The organism is Mycobacterium sp. C31M (assembly GCF_053345865.1).
The window spans coordinates 63,463-82,884 of record NZ_JBKFAX010000018.1 but is presented as its reverse complement, the minus strand read 5'-3'; the positions used below and the strand labels follow the sequence as shown (position 1 = coordinate 82,884).

The following is a 19,422-nucleotide window of genomic DNA, read 5'->3' as shown; positions in this document are numbered from 1 at the left end:
GCTCAGATTCGGCACGGCAGCCCACTTAGACTCGGCGCATGGACCTCGACGAGCTGCACTGGTTCGTCGTCCTGGCCGAGACAGAACACGTCACCGACGCCGCAGCCGAGCTTGGCATCATTCAGCCGACCCTGTCGCGGGCCCTGAGCCGGTTGGAAGCCCGCGTCGGCGCACCGCTGTTCGACCGCGTCAACCGCCGTCTGCAGCTCAACAGCTACGGCGCCATCCTGCTCGAACACGCTCGGCGCAGCATCGACGAGATCGCCAGGGCCACCGAACGGATCGCCGCACTGCGCGACCCGGACACCGGCACCGTGCGGCTGGCCTTCCTGCACTCGCAAGCCGGCGGATTCGTCCCCGACCTGCTGCGCCGGTTCCGGGCCGAGGTTCCGCAAGTGCAGTTCGAACTGTTCCAGGGCGCGACCGTCGACATCCTCGATCGCATCGCCAGCGGGCACATGGACCTCGCGATCACCTCACCCCGGCCCGCGGGTTACCCGTGGCGGGTGCTTTACGTCGAACGCCTCTGCCTGGCGGTTCCGCGCGATCATCGCTTCGCCCACCGCAGCCGCCTTCGGCTCGCGGATGCGGGCGACGAGCCGTTCGTCGGGCTGCGGTCCGGTTTCGGGCTGCGCCAATTGACCGATGAGCTGTGCGTCGAGGCCGGCATCAACCCTGCGGTGGTCTTCGAGGCCATGGAGATCCCCACGGTCGAGGGCCTGGTGGCCGCAGGTTTCGGTGTGGCCGTGGTGCCGGTGCCGCATGCCGATCGGGCCGACACCGGTGTGTCCTACATTCCACTGAGCGAGCCGACCGCCAAACGTCAGCTCGGTCTCACCTGGCATCCAGATCGTGAGCTGCCACCGGCGGCTGCCCGGCTGGCCGATTTCATCATGCAGAATCTGCATGAGCTCACCTAGTTCCATGCATTGGACACATCTTTAGGGTAGTCATAATCTCGACCGAGTGACCACGCCCCTGAATCCCGCCGATTGGCAGGGACATTCGCGTGGCTCGACCGACTACCGCCGCCTGCTGGCCGCGTTGTTCTTCGGCGGTGTCGCGACATTCGCCCAGCTGTATTCCCCGCAGGCCGTGTTGCCGATGATCGCCGACGATCTGGGCACCGGCGCCGCGCACGCGGCACTGCTGGTGTCCGCGGCCACCGTCGGCCTGGCGATCGGCGTCATCCCCTGGGCAGCCCTGGCCGACCGGATCGGCCGGGTCCAGGCGATGACGTTATCCATCACGGCCGCAACGTTTCTGGGCTTGCTGGTTCCCTTGGCCCCGTCATCGGAACTGTTGTTGGCCGGACGCCTCCTGGAGGGGCTGATGCTGGGCGGTGTTCCCGCCATCGCGATCGCCTACCTGTCTGAGGAGATCGACGCCGGGCACGCAGCATACGCAGCGGGAAGTTATGTGGCGGGCAGCACAATCGGCGGTCTGACGGGTCGACTGGTCACCGGCCCGGTCGCCGAGTTCGCCGGCTGGCGCGTCGGTGTGGTGACCGTCGCGGTGCTGTGCGGGCTGTCCGCCTTCGCCTTCGTCAAGCTGGCCCCACCGGCCCGCGGGTTCCGACCCACCCGGATCAGCGGCCTGGGTCGGCGGCTGCTGGAGAACCTGCGTTCACCCCGTCAGGTGGTGCTCTACAGCCAGGGTTTCCTGCTGATGGGGGGTTTCGTGGCGATCTACAACTTCCTGGGCTTCCGGTTGGCCGCCGCGCCCTTCGACCTACCGCAGACCGCGGTCAGCCTGGTCTTTCTGGCTTATCTCGCCGGCACCTGGGCTTCGGCGCGGGCCGGTGCCGAGGCCGGCCGGTTCGGCCGCAAACCGGTGCTGCTGGCCTCGATCACCACCATGATCATCGGCACCGTGTTGACCGCGAGCGCGCAGATCGTGGTGGTGCTGCTCGGATTGCTGATCACCACGGCCGGTTTCTTCGGCGCGCATGCCATCGCCTCCGGGTGGGTCGGGGCGAGTGCCGGCCCCAACAAGGCCCAGTCGTCCGCGCTCTACAACCTGTTCTACTACGCCGGGTCCAGTGCCGTCGGCTGGTTCGGCGGGGTCGCATTCGACGCCGCGGGGTGGACGGCGGTGGCCGGTCTCGTCATCGCACTGGCGGTACTGGCCGGCGGCCTGGCGCTCACCACACTGGGAAATCCCTGCCGCGATCGGCCTCGGTCCGGGGGCCGAAGAACCGCCGCTGCGCCTCCTCGATAGCGACATCGTTGATGCTCGCCTCACGGCGTGCCATCAGACCGTCCGCGTCGAACTCCCACAGCTCGTTGCCGTAACTGCGGAACCACTGCCCGGCGGCGTCATGCCACTCGTATTGGAATCGCACCGCGATCCGATCATCGGCGAACGACCACAGCCCCTTGCGCAGCACATAATCCTGCTCCCGCTCCCATTTGGCGGTCAAGAACTCGACGATCTGATCGCGACCGACCACATGCTGGTCACGGTTACGCCATACCGAACCGGGCGTGTAGGCCAAGCTCACCCGGTGCGGGTCGCGGGTGTTCCAGGCGTCCTCGGCGGCCTGCACCTTGACCGCGGCGGTCTCGCGGGTGAACGGTGGCAGCGGCGGACGTGGCTGGCTCATGACTGATACTGACGCATCCGGCCGTCGTGATAGTCCCCGACCCGCCCGGGCTTCCACTTATCTAACCTAGTGGCATATCGTGGCGGCCATGGACTTCGCGATGTCGGCCAAAGCCGCTGATTACCACAAGCGTCTCTCCGACTTCATGGTCCAGAACGTGTTCCCGGCCGAGGAGACCTACCACGCCTATCGCGAGGAGAAGGGCCCGAAGGATCACACGGTGCCGCCGGTGGTCGAGGAGCTGAAGGTCAAGGCGAAGGCCGCGGGACTGTGGAATCTGTTCCTGCCCTCGGAATCCGGTCTGACCAACCTGGACTACGCTTCCCTGGCCGAGCTGACCGGCTGGAGCATGGAGATCGCCCCCGAGGTGGTCAACTGCGCGGCCCCGGACACCGGGAACATGGAAACGCTGCATCTGTTCGCCACCGAGGCGCAGCGCAAGCAGTGGCTCGAACCGCTGTTGGCCGGCGAGATCCGCAGCGCATTCGCGATGACCGAGCCCGCGGTGGCCTCCAGCGATGCCCGCAATATCGAGACCACCATGCTGCGTGACGGCGGCGACTACGTCATCAACGGCCGTAAGTGGTGGATCACCGGAGCGGCTGATCCGCGCTGCAAGCTGCTCATCGTGATGGGCCGCACCAATCCCGACGCCGCCAGTCATGCCCAGCAGTCGATGATCCTGGTGCCCGCCGACACCCTCGGCGTGGACATCCAGCGCTCGCTGCCGGTGTTCGGGTGGCAGGACCAGCACGGGCACTGCGAGATCGTGTTCGACAACGTCCGGGTGCCCGCGGAGAACCTGCTACACGAGGAGGGCTCGGGCTTCGCGATCGCTCAGGCCCGCCTCGGCCCGGGTCGGATCCATCACTGCATGCGCGCCCTTGGCGCCGCCGAGCGCGCGTTGGCGTTGATGATCGACCGGGTGCAGACCCGCATCGCGTTCGGTAAGCCGTTGGCCGAGCAGGGTGTGGTGCGTGAGCAGATCGCCAAGTCCCGCAACCAGATCGACCAGGCACGGCTGCTGTGTGAGAAAGCCGCCTGGACCATCGACAAGGAGGGCAACAAGGCCGCCCACGTCTTGGTCTCCCAGATCAAGTCCGTCGCCCCGCAGATCGCCTGCGATGTCATCGACCGCGCCATCCAGGTGCACGGCGGGGCCGGGGTGTCAGATGACTTCCCGCTGGCCCGGCTCTACGGCTGGCACCGCGCGATGCGCCTGTTCGACGGGCCCGACGAGGTGCACATGCGCACCATCGCCCGCGCCGAACTGGGCAGGGAGAAATCGGCCTTCGCTGCGGCTGTGACACAGTAGAGAACGTGGAACTGACTGGAGCCTGGAACTTTCGTGATGTCGCCGAATCCACCGGCATCCGGCCCGGGCTGCTGTTCAGGTCCAGCGAACTGAGCCGTCTCACCGATGAGGGTGGCGCGGCGCTGCTCAGCCTCGGCATCAACGATGTCGCCGATCTGCGGTCCCGGCGGGAGCTTGAGCGCCGCGGGCCCGGGCAGGTGCCCGCCGGGGTGGCATTGCACCACTTGCCATTCCACTTCGAGGACGACTCCGCGCAGGATGCCCCGCACGAGGCGACCTTTCAGCGGGTCATGTCGGAATCGCCCGATGGTGAGGACGTCACCGAGTCCGCCCGCCGGTACATGACCGAGGTGTACGAGGAGTTCCCGGCGCTGACCGGGGCTCAGGTCGCGGTGCGTCAGGTCATCTCGCTGCTGGCCGACGGCCGGCCCGTGATCGCGCACTGCTTCGCGGGCAAGGACCGGACCGGCTTCACGGTGGCCACGGTGCTGGAGGCCGTAGGGGTGTCCCGCGAGGCGATCGTGACGGACTTCCTGCGCAGCAATGACGCGATCGACCCGCTACGGATGAGCATCATGGAGTCGGTCAAGGCCAAGGCGGGTGAGACTCCGGAGGTGCTGACCTTCGCCGAGGCCCGACTGACCGATGCCGTGCTGGGTGTCCGCGAGGAGTACCTCGACGCCGCCTGGCGCAAGGTCGACGAGATCTACGGTTCGCCCACTGGATTCCTCCAGGCGTCCGGGGTGCGTGACGACGAACGGGCGCGGTTGCGGGCTCAGCTGACTAACTGACCAGCACCCCGATCACCCATGTGACGGTCGCCAGCAGCGCCCCGGTCAACTCCACACCGACCGACAGCGCGACCCCCTTGAGCGCGTGCACCGTCGACACCCAGGCCCGGGTCGGATCGCGGCGCAGCGACAGTTCGGCGGCGAACACCCCCGCCACGAATCCGATCAGCAGTCCGATGACAGGGATGACAAAGAAGCCGACGACACCGGCGATCGCCCCGATCACCAGCACCGAGGTGCGCACGTCGGCACGGCGCATCCGCGCCACCGGCCAGGTGTACTTGATCAACTCGGCCGCCACGAACAGCGCCGCCGCGATGCCGAACGTCACCCACGACGTCGTCGACGCCTCGACGTAGGCCCATACCCCGATCGCCGCGATGACCAGGAGACCGCCGGGCAGGATCGGCACGATGATGCCGGCCAGCCCGACCGCGATGGCCAGCGCGACCAGGACGATGCCCAAGGTGCTCACGATGCAAATCTACGGTCTATGCGCCCAGCTGTCGGGCCAGGTCGATGAAATCCTGCGCGACGACGTCGAACTCGCCGTCATCGGTGTGCGGGAGCGGATGACCCGGACCGTGTTCCAGCGGTCGCACCACATACCCGGTGCGCAGCCCACACACCCGCGCGGCCCGCAGATCGCTGGGGTGGGTCGCCACCAGCATCAGCTCATGCGGGGCGACGTCGAGCAGGCGCGCACAGCCCAGATAGGCCTGCGGGTCGGGTTTGTAGTGGCCGAACAGCTCGGCGGAGATGACACAATCCCAGGGCAATCCGGCATTCTTGGCCATGTTCGTCAGTAGCGATACGTTGCCGTTGGACAGCGTGGTGATCACGAAGCGCTGTTTGAGCCGGTGAAGTCCGGCGACCGAATCCGGCCAGGGCATCAGCCGGTGCCAGGCCCGGTTCAGCTCGTCGATATCCCGCTCGTCGCACGGGACCTCGCCGAGCAGACCGACCAGGATCTCGCGGTGCAGATCGTCAATGCGGGTCCAGGGCAGCTCGCCGCGGCGGACCCTATCCATGGCCGGGGCATAGCCGGCTCGCCACGCATCGGCGAACGACACCCAATCCCGTTGCAGCCCAGAGCGGTTGCCGAAGGACTGCAGATCGGCGATGATGCTGGACCGCCAGTCCACCACCGTGCCGAACACGTCGAAGGCCAGTGCGCGGGGGCCGTCCACTACGGCTCCAGGACGAGCTTTCCGTGAATCTTGCCGTCGGCCAGGGCCTGCAGCGCCGCGGCGCCCTCGGCGAGCGGGTAGCGCACCGGCGGCGGCGGACGCAGGCCCGCCCCGACCAATTCGGCCAGACCCGCCGCCATCTCGGCACCGGCACCCGGTGTCACCCGGGCGAACTCACCCCAACCCACGCCGACGACGCTGACATTGCGCAGCAGCAACCGGTTGACCTTGACGCTGGGGATGCCGCCGGCGGCGAATCCGATGACCAGCAGCCGACCCTCGGGCGCCAGCACCCGGATGGCGTCGTCGAACGGATCGCCGCCGACCGGGTCCACGACCATGTCGACTCCGCGGCCACCGGTGGCCTCCTGCACGGCTTGGCGCCAGCCGTCGGCGAGCGGCAGCACCACATCGGCACCGAGCCCGGACACGAAGTCCATCGCGTCAGGCCGATGCACCATGGCAATCACCTTGGCGCCGAGGGCCTTTGCGATCTGGATGCTGGCCACCCCGATGCCGCCGGCCGAGCCGAGCACCAGCACCGTCTCACCGGCACGCAGCGCACCGCGCCGGTGCAGGGCGAAATACATGGTGGTGTAGTTGCCCAGGAGGCACACCGCCGACCCGTCGTCGATGCCATCGGGCGTGGGCAGCAGCGAATCCGTCGCCACCGCAACCTGTTCGGCGTAGCCGCCGATCATGGTGAACCCGGAAACCCGCTGACCCACAGCGAAACCCGAGTCGGCCGGCGCGGACCGCACGGTGCCGGCCACCTCCAGGCCGGGGATGAACGGCGGCTCCAGCCGCAGCTGATACTCACCCTTGGTCAGCAGCAGGTCAGGGAAACACACCCCGGCCGCACCGACGTCGACGACGACCGCATTACCGGCAGGCTCGGCTATATCGTTAACATCGGTGTAGACCAGGCCCGCCGGGCCCGTCAGGGTCTGGGCGACAAGCGCTTTCATCCGAGCTTGAAGCTGGCCTGCTGGGCTGCCGACAGATCGGTGATCTCGCCCCACTTGGCGGCGATGTCGTCGACCGAGGGAACGTCGGTGAAGGTGATGCCGTCGTTCTGGAACAGCGCGGTGCGCTGCACCTTGCCGCCGCCGACGATGAACACCGAGTCGGTATCCGGCAGTTCCTCGGTCATCAGGTAGGCCACCACCGGCGCGACGTACTCGGGGGTGAGCTTCTCGAAGACCTCCGGGGGCAGGATGTCCTGGGTCATCCGGGTCGCCGCGATGGGGGCCACGGCGTTGGTCTTGATGTTGTACTTGGCGCCCTCCTGGGCCAGCGTGTTGATCAGGCCGACCAGGCCGAGCTTGGCGGCACCGTAGTTGGCCTGGCCGAAGTTGCCGAACAGACCGCTGGTGGAGGTGGCCACCACGACCCGGCCGAAGCTCTGGTCGCGGAAGTGCGGCCAGGCCGCGCGGATGACGTTGTACCCGCCGTAGAGGTGCACCTTGAGCACGGCGTCCCAGGCTTCGTAGGTCATCTTGTGGAAGGTGCCGTCGCGTAGGATGCCCGCGTTGCTGACCACGCCGTCGACCTTGCCGAACTCGTCGATGGCGGTCTTGATGATGTTCTCGGCGCCCTCGGACTCGGCGACGCTGTCGTAGTTCGCCACTGCACGGCCGCCGGCGGCCTTGATCTCGTCGACGACCTGATCGGCCATGTTGTGCCCGGCGCCGGTGCCGTCGCGGGCACCGCCGAGGTCGTTGACCACGACGCTGGCACCCTCGCGGGCCAGCGTCAGGGCGTACTCACGACCGAGCCCGCCACCGGCTCCGGTGACAACGACAACACGATCCTGTACTCCGGGCATGGGATTCCTCTCCTAAGGTCAACATCGGCCTGTGCTTACACATCTGTATACGGCGGGTGCCGCAGCGCCAGCCACTCGGGTCCGTCCAAGCGCCCGCTCAGAACAGTTTGCGCGCCAGCTTCCACGCCTTGTCGGTGTACGGCGGGTAGATGAGCTTGCCCAGATCGGGCCGAGTCGGCTTGGTGAGCACCGACTTTCGGTGGCTGAACTCCTCGAACCCGTAGCGGCCGTGGTAAGCGCCGATACCGGACGGCCCGACCCCGCCGAACGGCAGTCGGGTGGTGGCGAAGTGGAAGATCAGGTGGTTGACCACCATGCCGCCGGAGGGCACCTCCCGGATGACCCGCTCGCGGACAGCCTTGGCCTTGGTGAACAGGTAGGCAGCCAGCGGCTTGGGCCGGGCGTTGACGAATTCGATTGCCTCGTCGAGGTTCTGGACCGTGACGATGGGAAGGACGGGGCCGAAGATCTCGTCGGTCATCAGCGGTTCGGTCAGCGACGGGTCGAGCACGACGGTGGCATCCAGCTCCAGTGCCGACGGATCCGAGCCGCCGCCGATCACGACCTCGCCCTCGGTGGCAGCGACGGCGGAGGCCAGCCGATCGAAGTGGCGGCGGTTCACGATCCGCTTGCCGCCGGTGGCCTGCGCCTCGAACCGCTGCACCGCGGCCTTGACCTTGGCCACCAGCTCGTCACGGATCGAAGTGTCGGCGAGCACATAGTCCGGCGCGATGCAGGTCTGACCGGAGTTGATCAGCTTGGTCCAGGCGATGCGCTCGGCGGCGACGTCGATATCGGCGTCGGCCGCCACGATCACCGGACTCTTACCTCCCAGCTCCAAGGTCACCGGGGTCAGATGCGCGGCGGCGGCCTGATACACCTTGCGGCCTATCTCGGTGCCACCGGTGAAGCAGATCTTGTCGAAGCCCTGGTCGATGAGCTGCTGACTGACCGCTCCGTCACCCTCGATGACGGCAACGGCCTCCGGATCCAGGTACTTGGGCACGAGCTCGGCCATCAACGCCGACGAGGCCGGCGCCAGCTCGGAGGGCTTGAGCAGGACCGTGTTGCCCGCGGCCAACGCACCCACGGCCGGGCCGAGGGTCAGGGCGAACGGGAAGTTCCACGCACCGATGACCAGCACGGTGCCGAAGGGCTCGTACTCGACCCAGCCCATGCCGGGCAACTGCGCGAGTTCGAGCAACCGGTACCGGCGCTTGGCCCACCTCCCGACGTTCTTGGCGGCGTCGGCCGCCTCGGACGCCGTGCTGGCCACATCGGCCAACCACGCCTCGAAGGGTTGGCGGCCCAGATCGGACTTCAGGGCCGCGGCAATGGCGTCCTCGTTGTCGACGAGCAGACTCTCCAGCGCGCGCAGCTGCCGGCGGCGCCATTCGAGGTCGCGGGTGCGGCCGGTGGCATAGGTGGCGCGCAGACCGGCGACGACCGCCGGGATGTCGGTGACGGCGGCTGACATGGGCGCATCGGCATGCGTGGTCATCGGATCGTCCTTCCTGAGGAGACGAAGTTTGATCCTAACCAGTTGGTTGGTCGCGCCGTAAGGCCCGAATTACTGCCGGGTGGCGGTCACGAACTGCGAGAAGGCGTCATCGTCGGGCGCATCCGGGCTGTCCGGCAGCGCCCAGCGGTCGAGTCTGCGCATCTCATCGGCGGATTTCAGGCCGGTGCTGTCCCAACCGTGACCGGCCAGCCAGTCGGCCAGATCGGCCCGCGCCGGGTCGTTGTACATCAGTTCCCCGACATCGATGCTGTCGTCGAGACCGAACTTCTCCCGGATGGCGTCGAAACGCTCCTTCATCTGGGCACGCCGCTCCTCGGCCTGGACCGGCGCGGTCTCGGCGGCGATCCGGCTGCCGGGCGCGCTGAGCGCGGTGATCTGCTCGAACAACCGGTCCTGCGCGTCACCGGGCAGGTACATCAACAGGCCTTCGGCGAGCCAGGCCGTGGGCGCGGTGTCGTCGAAACCGGCCGCACGCAGCGCCGCCGGCCAGTCCTGCCGCAGGTCGATGGCCACCTCGCGGCGGATCGCGGTCGGCTGCACACCGTGTTCGGTCAGTTCGGCCTGCTTGTATTCGAGCACCTTCGGCTGGTCGATCTCGAAGACCGTGGTGTCGGCCGGCCAGTCCAACCGGTAGGCACGCGAGTCCAGACCGGAGGCCAGGATGACCATCTGCCGGATCCCCGCCGCGGTGGCCGCGGCGAAGTAGTCGTCGAAGAACCGGGTGCGGACCGCCTGGTAGTTGCCCATGTGGGTGAAGATCAGTGCCGCCTCGGGGTCGATCTCGGTGGCGCGGGCGACGAACTCATCGTCGAGCATGACGCTCCACGGACCGCCGCCGGCACCGTCGACCAGGATGCGGGCGTAGGGATCGGAGATCAGCGGGTCGGCGGCCGCGGTCTCGGCGGCCCGGGCGGCGGCCACCATGACCGCGGTGGTACCGACGCTGGTGGCGATGTCCCAGGTGTCGTCATGGGAACGCAGTGAGCTCATGCAGCCATGCTACCGACTAGTTAGCTCACCTATCCGCCGATGAACCGCGGCCGGAGTCCCAGTTACGACGCGGGCTTCCACAACTTGTTAGCCAGCAGCAGTTCCAACTGGGCGATGACCGCCTCCAACTGGTCATGCGTGCCGACATAGCCGGCGTAGAACCCCATCCCCCACATCACCGCGACCAGCATCTCCACCAAGGTGTCGACGTCGGTGTCGGTGGTCAGTTCACCCGCTTCGATGGCCTGATCGACCGCCCACCGCACGAAGGTGCGCGATGCGATGAGCGAATCGTGCTCGTCCTGACTGAGTTCCGGATGCCGTTGCGCCTCCAGTACGGAGGTCACCAGGAACGCGGCCACCGAACGGTCCTTCGTGTCCGCCTGGACGGCGATCGAGAAGAACGCCGAGAGCCGTCGCAGCAGCGTGGTCTCCGACCGGGCGCGCTCCATACCGGCTTGTACCACCACCGAGTTGGTGTGCTCGACGACCTCCCGGTACAGCACGCGCTTGTTCGAGAAGTAGTGGTTGATGGCCGGCCGCGTGAGGTCGGAGCGGACAGCGATCGCCTGGAAAGTCGCTGCGTCATAACCCAATTCGCTGAACACCTCACGCGCGGCCTGCAGGATCCGTTCGCGGGTCTCGGCGGCCTTGGCGGCCGGCGGACGACCCGGACCCCTGCTGGCTATATGCGGCACAGTGAAATTGTGCCACACGTCACCGCCCCGACTACCACCGAACCGTTGCGAGTCGACGTGATCGTGCAGTTTCAGCAAACGATCAACGGGCGCGATGCGGCATCAGTGCGTTGGGCGGCAGCGATCCGAATCGGCCGGCGTTGAAGTCCTCCAACGCCTGCAGCACCTCGGACTTGGAGTTCATCACGAACGGTCCGTACTGGACCACCGGTTCACGGATCGGCCGACCGCCGAGCAGCAGCACCTCCAGCGCCGGGCGGTTTCCGTCCTGTCCGGCGTCGGCGGCGATGCCAATCCGGTCGCCCGGGCCGAGGACGGCGAGTTGACCCTGCTGGATCGGATGTCCCACCGGTCCGACCGCGCCGCGCCCGGACAGCACGTAGACGAGCGCGTTGAACGACCGGTCCCACGGCAGATTCAGCCGGGCCCCGGGTTCAATGGTCGTGTGCGCCAACGTGATCGGCGTGTGCGTTGCGCCGGGGCCGGAGTGGCCGTCGACGTCCCCGGCGATCACCCGGACCAGCGCGCCACCGTCCCCGGAGGACAGCAGTTCGACCGCGCCGCCCTCGATGGACTGGTACCGCGGCGCGGCGAACTTGTCCTTGCGGGGCAGGTTCACCCACAGCTGCACGCCGTGGAAGACGCCGCCGCTCTCGACCAGTTCGGCAGGCGGGGTCTCGATGTGCAGGATGCCCGCACCGGCGGTCATCCACTGGGTGGCACCGTCGGTGATCAGTCCGCCGCCACCATGCGAATCCTGGTGTGCAAAGCGACCATCCAGCATGTAGGTCACCGTCTCGAAGCCGCGATGCGGATGCCAGTCGGTACCGCGCGGCTCGCCCGGCTGGTATTCGATCTCGCCCATCTGGTCCATGTGGATGAACGGGTCCAGATCGGCGGTGCTGACGCCGGCGAAGGCACGAACGACGGGGAAGCCCTCGCCCTCGTATCCGCGAGGACCGGTGGTGATGGACCGGACCGGCCGGTCGGTGTCGGCGGGATGGGGCCCGGCGATGCGGGTCAGGGTCAGGGTGTCGGCTGTGATGGCAGGCATGCCTCATTTAACCGGACCGCGGTCCGATTCATTCCGCTGCCTTCCGAAACGTAAACCGCTCGACAGCGTCGCGACAATTCCAGACATGACCATCGAGAAGACCAGCGGCGACAAGCTGCTGAGCTTCGCCTCGCTGATCGACGACAACACCGTCGCGCAGGCGGAGCAGACCGCCGCGATGCCGTTCGTGCACCCGCATGTGGCGCTGATGCCGGACGCCCACTTCGGCAAGGGCTCGGCGGTGGGCACCGTCATCCCGACGGTCGATGCCGTCATCCCGGCCGCGGTCGGGGTCGACATCGGCTGCGGCATGATCGCCGCACGCACGGTGTACACGGCCGCCGATATCGCCGGCGGCCACCTGAGCGTGCTGCGGCGGGCCGTCGAGTCGGCGATCCCGGTGTCGGCCTGTCGCACTCACCGAACTGGCCGCGGCAGTTGGGCTCGCTCGGCGGCGGCAACCACTTCATCGAACTGTGCCTCGACGAGTCCGATCGGGTGTGGATGTTCCTGCACTCGGGATCACGTGGCGTCGGCAACAAGATCGCCCAGCGCCATATCAAGACGGCGCAGAAACTGTGCGCCGCCGACGGCGTAGAGCTGCCCAACCGGGACCTGGCCTACTTGACGGCAGGCACCCCGGAGTTCGATGCGTACCTGCGAGATCTCAAGTGGGCGCAGCGTTTTGCGTTGTACAACCGCGCCGAGATGATGGACCGGTTCCGACAGGCGTTGGCTCACTGGATGGGTGAAGACGACGATGCGGCCGGTATCGAGGTGGAACGGGTGAACACCCACCACAATTACACCCAGCTCGAGGAACACGGCGGCCGGATGGTCTGGCTGACCCGCAAGGGTGCCATCGACGCGCACACGGACGTGCGCGGGATCATTCCCGGCAGCATGGGCACAAGGTCCTACATCGTGCGCGGCAAGGGAAATCCGGCCAGCCTGTGTTCGGCCCCACACGGTGCCGGGCGACGATTCTCGCGTACCGAGGCACGCCGGCGGTTCACCGCCGAGGATCTGGCCGCCCGGATGACGGGCATCGAATATCGGCACGGGCCACAGTGGGTCGACGAGATCCCGGATGCCTACAAGAACATCGATCAAGTGATGCTGGATGCCGCCGACCTGGTGGAGGTCGAACACACCCTGCGGCAGGTGCTCAACGTAAAGGGCACCTGAGGCAGGTTTGGGATTTTACCTTTATGGCAATTCCCCCGTGCGTCAGTGCTTCTGCCCTACGACGGATGGAACTCACCATGATTGTGCTCGGCGTCATCTTGTTGATCATCGGCTACTTCACCGGCCTGTCGATCCTCTACACGATCGGCGGCATCCTGGCAGTCGTCGGTGTCGTGCTGTGGATCCTCGGCGCGGTCGGACGCCCGGTGGGAGGCCGAAAGGCCTGGTACTAGCCACCCGGTCGTAACCCCGTCCTGCTCGCCGCGAGTCGTGTAACCCCACGCACGCTCGCGGCGAGCCCGTCTCAGCTCAGTGCTGCGAACGCCGCTGCCCGTGCGTCGGCGGCACTCGATGTCGCCAGCACGGCCCGGGCGGCGGCGCGGCACTGCTCCAACGGCACGCCGGCCAGCGCCGCTCCCACCCCCGGGACCGCGGTCGCCGCGGCCGACAGCGAGCTGATACCCATACCGACCAACACACATGCCAACAGCGGATCGGCAGCGGCCTCACCACATACGCCTACGGGCTTGCCCGCGGCCGCTCCAGCACGGGCCGTCATATCGACCAGCGCCAGGACGCCGGGCTGCCACGGATCGGTCAGCGTGGCCAGTTCGGCCGACATCCGATCGGCGGCCATCGTGTACTGCGCCAGATCGTTGGTACCGATCGACAGGAAGTCGACATGCTCCAGGATGTGCCCGGCCAGTAGCGCGGCGGCCGGGATCTCGATCATCACGCCCGGCGTCAGCCCGAACGAACGCGCCTCCTCGGCAAAGGTTTTCGCCTCATCCGGGGTCGCGATCATCGGCGCCATCACCCACGGGCTGTTGCCGGTGGCGGCGGCGGCCGCGGCGATCGACTCCAGCTGGCGGGTCATCAAACCGGGGTTACCGAACGAGATGCGGACGCCGCGTACCCCGAGCGCCGGGTTGGCCTCGTCGGGGTGGCCGGCGAACTTCAGCGGCTTGTCCGACCCGGCGTCGAGGGTGCGGATGACGACCTTGTGGCCGTCGAAGGCTGTCAGCACCTCACCGTAGATCCGGGCCTGTTCGTCGACCGAGGGCTCGGTATCGCGGTTCAGGAAACACAATTCGGTGCGGAACAGCCCGACGCCCTCGGCCGGGGTCTGGCGCGCCGACTGCGCCGCTGCACCGTCCTGGACGTTGGCGAGCACCGCCACCGCATGCCCGTCGGCGGTCGCACCCGGACCCTTCCACTGGGCGACCCGCTGCGCCTCGGCGCGCGAGGTCTCCACCGCGCGCTGCGCCTCGGCGGCGTCCGGGGCGACGGTCACGGTGCCGCGCGCGCCGTCGACCATCACCGCGACACCGACGGGTACCGCGTCGAGGCCGTCGACGGCCACCACACACGGAATGCCCAACTGGCGGGCGATGATCGCGGTATGGCTGGTGGGCCCGCCCAGGGTGGTGGCCAGCGCGACCACCAGAGTCGGATCCAGCCCGGCGGTATCGGCGGGTGCGAGGTCTTCGGCGCACAGCACCGAGGGCACATCCGGGACCGGTACGCCCGGTTCGGGCAGACCGGCCAACTGGGCAAGCACCCGATCGCGCACATCGCGCAGATCGGTGACCCGCTCGGCCATCAGGTCACCGGCCTTGGCCAACGCATCGGCGATCTTGCCGATGGCGGCGCCCGCCGCGTGATGGGCAGGAGCGCCCGCCCCGATGCGCTTCTCGGCGTCGAGCAGCCAGGCCCGGTCCTGGGCCAGGGCCGCCGTCGTCGCCAACACCTCGGAGGCGACGCCGGTGGCGTGGGCGGCGCGGTCACGCAGCCGGCCCGCGACGGTGGCCGCGGCGTCCTTCAGACGGTCGACCTCGGCAGGCCGGTCCGCCTCGGCCACATCGGCGGCGGACACATCGGCGGCGGTGGGCCGGGCGCCGGGCCGGATCACCGGCGCATAGGCGACTCCGGCCACCACCGGAACGCCTGTCAGAACCTGCGAATCGGTCACTGGAGAAGTGCTCATGTGATTCAGATTACAAGAAAGCATTGACAAGTCAACAGAACCAAGCGTAAAACCACACATATCAACATTTCAGCACAGGCCGGCGCCGGCGGACGGAGACCCATGTACGCCGAGGAACGTCAGCATGCGATCGCCGCTCTGGTGATCCAGCAGGGACGTGCCTCGGTCGCCGAACTGGCCGCCGCCTACGACGTCACCACCGAGACCGTCCGCCGGGACCTGGCCGTCCTGCACAAGGCGGGCCTGCTGCGTCGCGTCCACGGTGGCGCGGTCCCGGCCCGGGCGCTGCATCTGGTCGAGCAGGATGTCGACGAGCGCGAGGCCACCCGCGCCTCACACAAGGACGCCATTGCCGCGGCGGCCACCGAGTTCTTCCCGGTCGGCGGCGGCAGCGTGCTTCTCGATGCGGGCACCACCACCAGCCGCATCGCGGCGGTCATCCCGACCGACCGCGAGCTCGTCGTGGTGACCAACTCGATCCCGGTGGCCAACCGACTGTCCACCGTCCGGTCGGTGTCTCTGCAACTGCTGGGTGGCCGGGTGCGCGGCCTCACCCAGGCGTGTGTCGGCGAGCAGGCACTGCAGACCCTCGACCAGCTGCGTGTCGACATCGCCTTCATCGGGACCAACGGCATCACCGCCCGACACGGCTTGTCCACTCCAGACTCCGAGGAGGCCGCCATCAAGCGGGCGATGGTGCGGTGCGCCAACTACGTTGTGGTGGCCTCGGATTCGTCCAAGGTGGGCCGCGAGGACCTGCACAGCTTCGCCCCGCTGTCCAGCGTCGACGTCCTCATCACCGATACCGAACTCGACCCCGACATCCGCGCCGAGCTCACCGGCCTCGGCATCGAAATCGTCTGCGCAGGAGCCACCGCATGATCGTCACGGTCACCCCCAACCCCAGCATCGACCGCACACTGGCCCTGCCCGGGACCCTCACCCGCGGGGCCGTGCACCGGATCACGTCGGTCACCGACGAACCCGGCGGCAAGGGAGTCAACGTCGCGCGTGCCCTCGGAATGGCCGGTCTGGAGGTGGTCGCAGTCCTGCCGGCCGCCGATGACGATCCGATCCTGGCCGCACTGCGCGCCAGCGAGGTGCGGTTCGCCAATGTGCCCGTGCCGAGCGCAGTGCGGACCAATCTGACGGTGACCGAGAATGACGGCACCACAACGAAACTCAACGCACCCGGTGCCGAGCTCGACGCTGCTGCGCTACAGGCACTGACCGCCGCTGTCGTCGACGCCGCCCGGACCGCGTCGTGGGTGGTGTTGTCCGGTTCGCTGCCACCGGGGGTACCGGCCGGCTGGTATGCCGAGATCGTGGCGCAGCTGGCCGCACTGCACTGCCGGGTCGCCGTCGACACGTCCGATGCACCGCTGTCGGCGCTGGCCGCCGCGTTCGACGTCACCGCCCCCGACGTCATCAAACCCAACGCCGAGGAGCTCGCCGGCCTCACCGGAGCCTCCGGTGCAGAGCTGGAAGATGCTGCTGCCCAGGGCGACCCGGGCCCGGTTGTGGCCGCCGCACGGCAGCTCGTCGACCGCGGCGCCCGCACCATCCTGGTCACCCTGGGTGCGGCCGGTGCGGTGCTGGTCGACCCGTCCGGCAGTTGGCTGGCCACCTCACCGCCCATCACACCGCGCAGCACGGTCGGAGCCGGCGATTCGTCGCTGGCCGGCTACGTGCGGGCCGAACAGGCCGGGGCCGACCCGGCCGACCGGCTGCGGATGGCCGTCGCCTATGGCAGCGCGGCCGCCGCACTCCCCGGCTCCGCACTTCCCGGGCCCGACCAGATCGACCTAGATTCCGTTCCGGTACGGGCTGTCTCGGCCGTCCACTGAACCCAGGAGAAAGTTCCACCATGTCCAGTACCTCCCCGGTCATCACCACCGATCTGGTGTTGCTCGACGCCGACGCCGGCACCGACAAGGAGACCGTCATCGGTCGCCTCGCGGGCCTGCTCGCCGGCGCGGGACGCACCACCGACACCGACGGCCTGATCGCCGCCGCCATGGCGCGGGAGGCCCAGTCGGCCACCGGCCTGCCCGGCGGTATCGCGATCCCACACTGCCGCTCCCCCTACGTCGAGACCCCGACCATCGGCTTCGCCCGACTGTCTCCGGCCGTCGATTTCGGCGCCCCGGACGGACCCGCCGATCTGGTATTCCTCATCTCCGCACCGGAAGCCGGCGGTTCCGATCACCTCAAACTGCTGTCCAGCCTGGCCCGCGCCCTGGTCCGCAAGGACTTCGTCGAGCAACTGCGCGCCGCAGGCACCGCCGGTGAACTGGTCGGCCTGGTCGACGGGGTGGTCAACCCGGCGCCTGCAACGCCGGCGACCCCGGCACCGGTACCGGCCGCGCCGGTGGGCAAGAAGAGCCTCGTCGCGATCACCGCCTGCCCCACCGGAATTGCGCACACCTACATGGCGGCCGACGCGCTCAAGCTGGCCGCCGAGCGCGCCGATGTCGACCTGATCGTGGAGACACAGGGGTCCTCCGGCAGCACCCCACTGCCGGCGGCCACCATCGCCGCCGCCGACGCCGTCATCTTCGCCACCGACGTGGGCGTCAAGGACCGCGGTCGCTTCGCCGGTAAGCCGGTGATCGCCTCTGGTGTGAAACGGGCCATCAACGAACCCGACACCATGATCGCCGAAGCCGTTGCTGCGGCAGATAATCCGCGCGCCGCCCGGGTCGAGGGCAGCGGTCCCGCCGAAGAGGCCGAGGGCTCCTCGAATGTCGGTTGGGGCACCCGGACCCGGCAGATCCTGCTCACCGGTGTGAGCTACATGATCCCGTTCGTCGCGGCCGGTGGTCTGCTGATCGCGTTGGGGTTCCTCTTCGGCGGTTACGAGATCTCCGATGTCGCCAACGACATCGCCCTGAACAACTCGCTGACCAACCTGCCCGACGGCGGCTTGATGCAGTACCTGGGCGCCATCCTGTTCACCCTGGGTGGGCTGGCATTCGGATTCCTGGTACCGGCGCTGGCCGGCTACATCTCCTTCGCCATTGCCGACCGTCCGGGTATCGCACCGGGTTTCACCGCGGGCGCGCTGGCGGTCTTCGTGGGCGGCGGCTTCATCGGTGGCATCGTCGGTGGCGTCATCGCCGGTTTCACCGCATTGTGGATCAGCAGCATCGATGTGCCCCGCTGGCTGCGCGGTCTGATGCCGGTCGTGATCATCCCGCTGATCGCCTCGCTGACGGTCGGTCTGATCATGTTCTTCCTGATCGGACGGCCCCTCGCCTGGGTCAACACCGGCCTCACCGACTGGCTCAACGGTCTGACCGGCACCTCGGCCATCCTGCTCGGCATCATCCTGGGCCTGATGATGTGCTTCGACCTCGGCGGACCGGTCAACAAGGCGGCCTATGCCTTCGCCACCGCCGGCCTGGCTGCCGCGACCACGGCCTCCTTCGAGGTGATGGCGACCGTGATGGCGGCCGGTATGGTCCCGCCGCTGGCCATGGCGCTGGCCACCACCGTCCGGCCCGGCCTGTTCAGTGAGCCGGAGAAGGAGAACGGCCGCGCGGCCTGGCTGCTGGGCGCCGCGTTCATCTCCGAGGGTGCCATCCCATTCGCGGCGGCCGACCCGCTGCGGGTCATCCCGTCGATGATGTTCGGCGGTGCCATCACCGGCGCGTTGGTCATGGCATTCGACGTCACCCTGCGTGCCCCGCACGGCGGCATCTTCGTGTTCTTCGCGATCGGCAACCTGCTCTGGTTCCTGGTCGCCCTGGTGGTCGGCACCATCGCGGCGGCCGTCGCGGTGATCGCCGCCAAACAGTTCATCAAGCCCCGGCAAACCGTCGCCGCCTGAACGCAATACCCATCCGCAAGTAACCCACAAGAAGGAGAAGCACACATGCCCGAGAAGACCGTCACCGTCGGCTCCGCCATCGGCCTGCACGCCCGCCCCGCCGCGATCATCGCCGAGGCCGTCGTGAACTCCGGGGCCGAGGTGACCCTGTCGCTCGACGGTGGCGAACCCGTGGATGCCGGCTCGGCACTGATGATCATGACCCTGGGTGCGGGCAACGGCGCCCAGGTGACGGTCACCTCCGAGAACGCCGAGGTATTGGCCACCATCGCCGATCTGGTGACCCAGGATCTCGACGCCTGAGGCGGCCGCAAGAAAGCGGAACGCACCCCGCCTACACCCCCGTAAACTTGCTCTGACGAAGGCCGACCTAGGCTGACGTGACACGATGCGTCGCCGAACGGCGGCCTTCGCTTTGCTGC

At 68.1% G+C, this 19,422-nt stretch carries 19 protein-coding genes and 1 pseudogene; 10 read left to right on the top strand and 10 right to left on the bottom strand.

Annotated features, from left to right (window positions below):
• Window positions 1-38: 38 nt before the first annotated feature.
• Together ACLBYA_RS24895 and ACLBYA_RS24890 are read left to right on the top strand one after the other, a co-directional pair.
• A complete protein-coding gene (locus ACLBYA_RS24895) occupies window positions 39-920 on the top strand; it encodes a LysR family transcriptional regulator (protein ID WP_447712128.1) in 882 nt (293 codons plus the stop codon).
• Between the two features lie 46 nt (window positions 921-966).
• Window positions 967-2,220 (top strand): MFS transporter, encoded by a 1,254-nt coding sequence (locus ACLBYA_RS24890; RefSeq protein ID WP_447712127.1) that lies wholly within the window; start codon window positions 967-969, stop codon window positions 2,218-2,220.
• On the opposite strand, the gene ACLBYA_RS24885 is transcribed toward ACLBYA_RS24890, so the two are convergent.
• Complete coding sequence (locus ACLBYA_RS24885) at window positions 2,144-2,605, bottom strand: nuclear transport factor 2 family protein (RefSeq protein ID WP_447712126.1); 462 nt, start codon at window positions 2,603-2,605, stop codon at window positions 2,144-2,146. The genes ACLBYA_RS24890 and ACLBYA_RS24885 overlap by 77 nt on opposite strands.
• 100 nt (window positions 2,606-2,705) lie before the next feature.
• Between ACLBYA_RS24885 and ACLBYA_RS24880 the strand changes: the two genes are divergently transcribed.
• Window positions 2,706-3,920: an acyl-CoA dehydrogenase family protein gene (locus ACLBYA_RS24880; RefSeq protein ID WP_447712173.1), complete on the top strand. Its 1,215-nt coding sequence runs from the start codon at window positions 2,706-2,708 to the stop codon at window positions 3,918-3,920.
• Window positions 3,921-3,925: 5 nt separating this feature from the next.
• Window positions 3,926-4,711: a tyrosine-protein phosphatase gene (locus ACLBYA_RS24875; RefSeq protein ID WP_447712125.1), complete on the top strand. Its 786-nt coding sequence runs from the start codon at window positions 3,926-3,928 to the stop codon at window positions 4,709-4,711.
• Here ACLBYA_RS24875 and ACLBYA_RS24870 read toward each other — a convergent pair.
• The 8 genes from ACLBYA_RS24870 to ACLBYA_RS24835 all read right to left on the bottom strand — a co-directional run bounded on the left by ACLBYA_RS24870 (window position 4,704) and on the right by ACLBYA_RS24835 (window position 11,993).
• Window positions 4,704-5,186 (bottom strand): DUF456 domain-containing protein, encoded by a 483-nt coding sequence (locus ACLBYA_RS24870; RefSeq protein WP_447712124.1) that lies wholly within the window; start codon window positions 5,184-5,186, stop codon window positions 4,704-4,706. The genes ACLBYA_RS24875 and ACLBYA_RS24870 overlap by 8 nt on opposite strands.
• Window positions 5,187-5,202: 16 nt before the next feature.
• Window positions 5,203-5,901 (bottom strand): haloacid dehalogenase type II, encoded by a 699-nt coding sequence (locus ACLBYA_RS24865; RefSeq protein ID WP_447712123.1) that lies wholly within the window; start codon window positions 5,899-5,901, stop codon window positions 5,203-5,205.
• Window positions 5,901-6,869 carry an NADPH:quinone oxidoreductase family protein gene (locus ACLBYA_RS24860; RefSeq protein WP_447712122.1) on the bottom strand — a complete coding sequence of 323 codons (969 nt, stop codon included), beginning with the start codon at window positions 6,867-6,869 and terminating at the stop codon, window positions 5,901-5,903. The genes ACLBYA_RS24865 and ACLBYA_RS24860 overlap by 1 nt, the downstream gene beginning before the upstream one ends.
• Complete coding sequence (locus ACLBYA_RS24855; RefSeq protein ID WP_447712121.1) at window positions 6,866-7,729, bottom strand: SDR family oxidoreductase; 864 nt, start codon at window positions 7,727-7,729, stop codon at window positions 6,866-6,868. Before ACLBYA_RS24855 ends, ACLBYA_RS24860 begins: the two co-directional genes overlap by 4 nt.
• 97 nt (window positions 7,730-7,826) lie before the next feature.
• A complete protein-coding gene (locus ACLBYA_RS24850; protein ID WP_447712120.1) occupies window positions 7,827-9,230 on the bottom strand; it encodes an aldehyde dehydrogenase family protein in 1,404 nt (467 codons plus the stop codon).
• Window positions 9,231-9,299: 69 nt separating this feature from the next.
• Window positions 9,300-10,241, bottom strand: a complete 942-nt coding sequence (locus ACLBYA_RS24845; RefSeq protein ID WP_447712119.1) for a class I SAM-dependent methyltransferase — start codon at window positions 10,239-10,241, stop codon at window positions 9,300-9,302.
• A 62-nt stretch (window positions 10,242-10,303) separates the two neighbouring features.
• The gene (locus ACLBYA_RS24840) at window positions 10,304-10,939 is read right to left on the bottom strand and encodes a TetR/AcrR family transcriptional regulator (protein WP_447712118.1); all 636 of its coding nucleotides are present in this window, start codon (window positions 10,937-10,939) and stop codon (window positions 10,304-10,306) included.
• A gap of 82 nt (window positions 10,940-11,021) precedes the next feature.
• Window positions 11,022-11,993: a pirin family protein gene (locus ACLBYA_RS24835; protein ID WP_447712117.1), complete on the bottom strand. Its 972-nt coding sequence runs from the start codon at window positions 11,991-11,993 to the stop codon at window positions 11,022-11,024.
• A gap of 91 nt (window positions 11,994-12,084) precedes the next feature.
• Here ACLBYA_RS24835 and ACLBYA_RS24830 point away from each other — a divergent pair.
• Window positions 12,085-13,181, top strand: a pseudogene (locus ACLBYA_RS24830) (RtcB family protein).
• Between the two features lie 65 nt (window positions 13,182-13,246).
• Complete coding sequence (locus ACLBYA_RS24825) at window positions 13,247-13,414, top strand: hypothetical protein (protein ID WP_447712177.1); 168 nt, start codon at window positions 13,247-13,249, stop codon at window positions 13,412-13,414.
• Between the two features lie 71 nt (window positions 13,415-13,485).
• On the opposite strand, the gene ACLBYA_RS24820 is transcribed toward ACLBYA_RS24825, so the two are convergent.
• Window positions 13,486-15,228, bottom strand: a complete 1,743-nt coding sequence (locus tag ACLBYA_RS24820) for a phosphoenolpyruvate--protein phosphotransferase (protein ID WP_447712116.1) — start codon at window positions 15,226-15,228, stop codon at window positions 13,486-13,488.
• Between the two features lie 42 nt (window positions 15,229-15,270).
• Here ACLBYA_RS24820 and ACLBYA_RS24815 point away from each other — a divergent pair, with 42 nt between their 5' ends.
• From ACLBYA_RS24815 to ACLBYA_RS24800, 4 genes are read left to right on the top strand one after another with little or no spacing between them, the layout of a single operon-like run.
• Window positions 15,271-16,050 (top strand): DeoR/GlpR family DNA-binding transcription regulator, encoded by a 780-nt coding sequence (locus ACLBYA_RS24815; protein WP_447712115.1) that lies wholly within the window; start codon window positions 15,271-15,273, stop codon window positions 16,048-16,050.
• Window positions 16,047-17,015: a 1-phosphofructokinase gene (gene pfkB, locus ACLBYA_RS24810; protein ID WP_447712114.1), complete on the top strand. Its 969-nt coding sequence runs from the start codon at window positions 16,047-16,049 to the stop codon at window positions 17,013-17,015. The genes ACLBYA_RS24815 and pfkB overlap by 4 nt, the downstream gene beginning before the upstream one ends.
• Window positions 17,016-17,035: 20 nt before the next feature.
• On the top strand, window positions 17,036-19,000 hold the full coding sequence (locus ACLBYA_RS24805) for a PTS fructose transporter subunit IIABC (protein WP_447712113.1): 1,965 nt from the start codon (window positions 17,036-17,038) through the stop codon (window positions 18,998-19,000).
• Window positions 19,001-19,045: 45 nt separating this feature from the next.
• Complete coding sequence (locus ACLBYA_RS24800; protein WP_447712112.1) at window positions 19,046-19,303, top strand: HPr family phosphocarrier protein; 258 nt, start codon at window positions 19,046-19,048, stop codon at window positions 19,301-19,303.
• The last annotated feature ends 119 nt before the right edge of the window (window positions 19,304-19,422 follow it).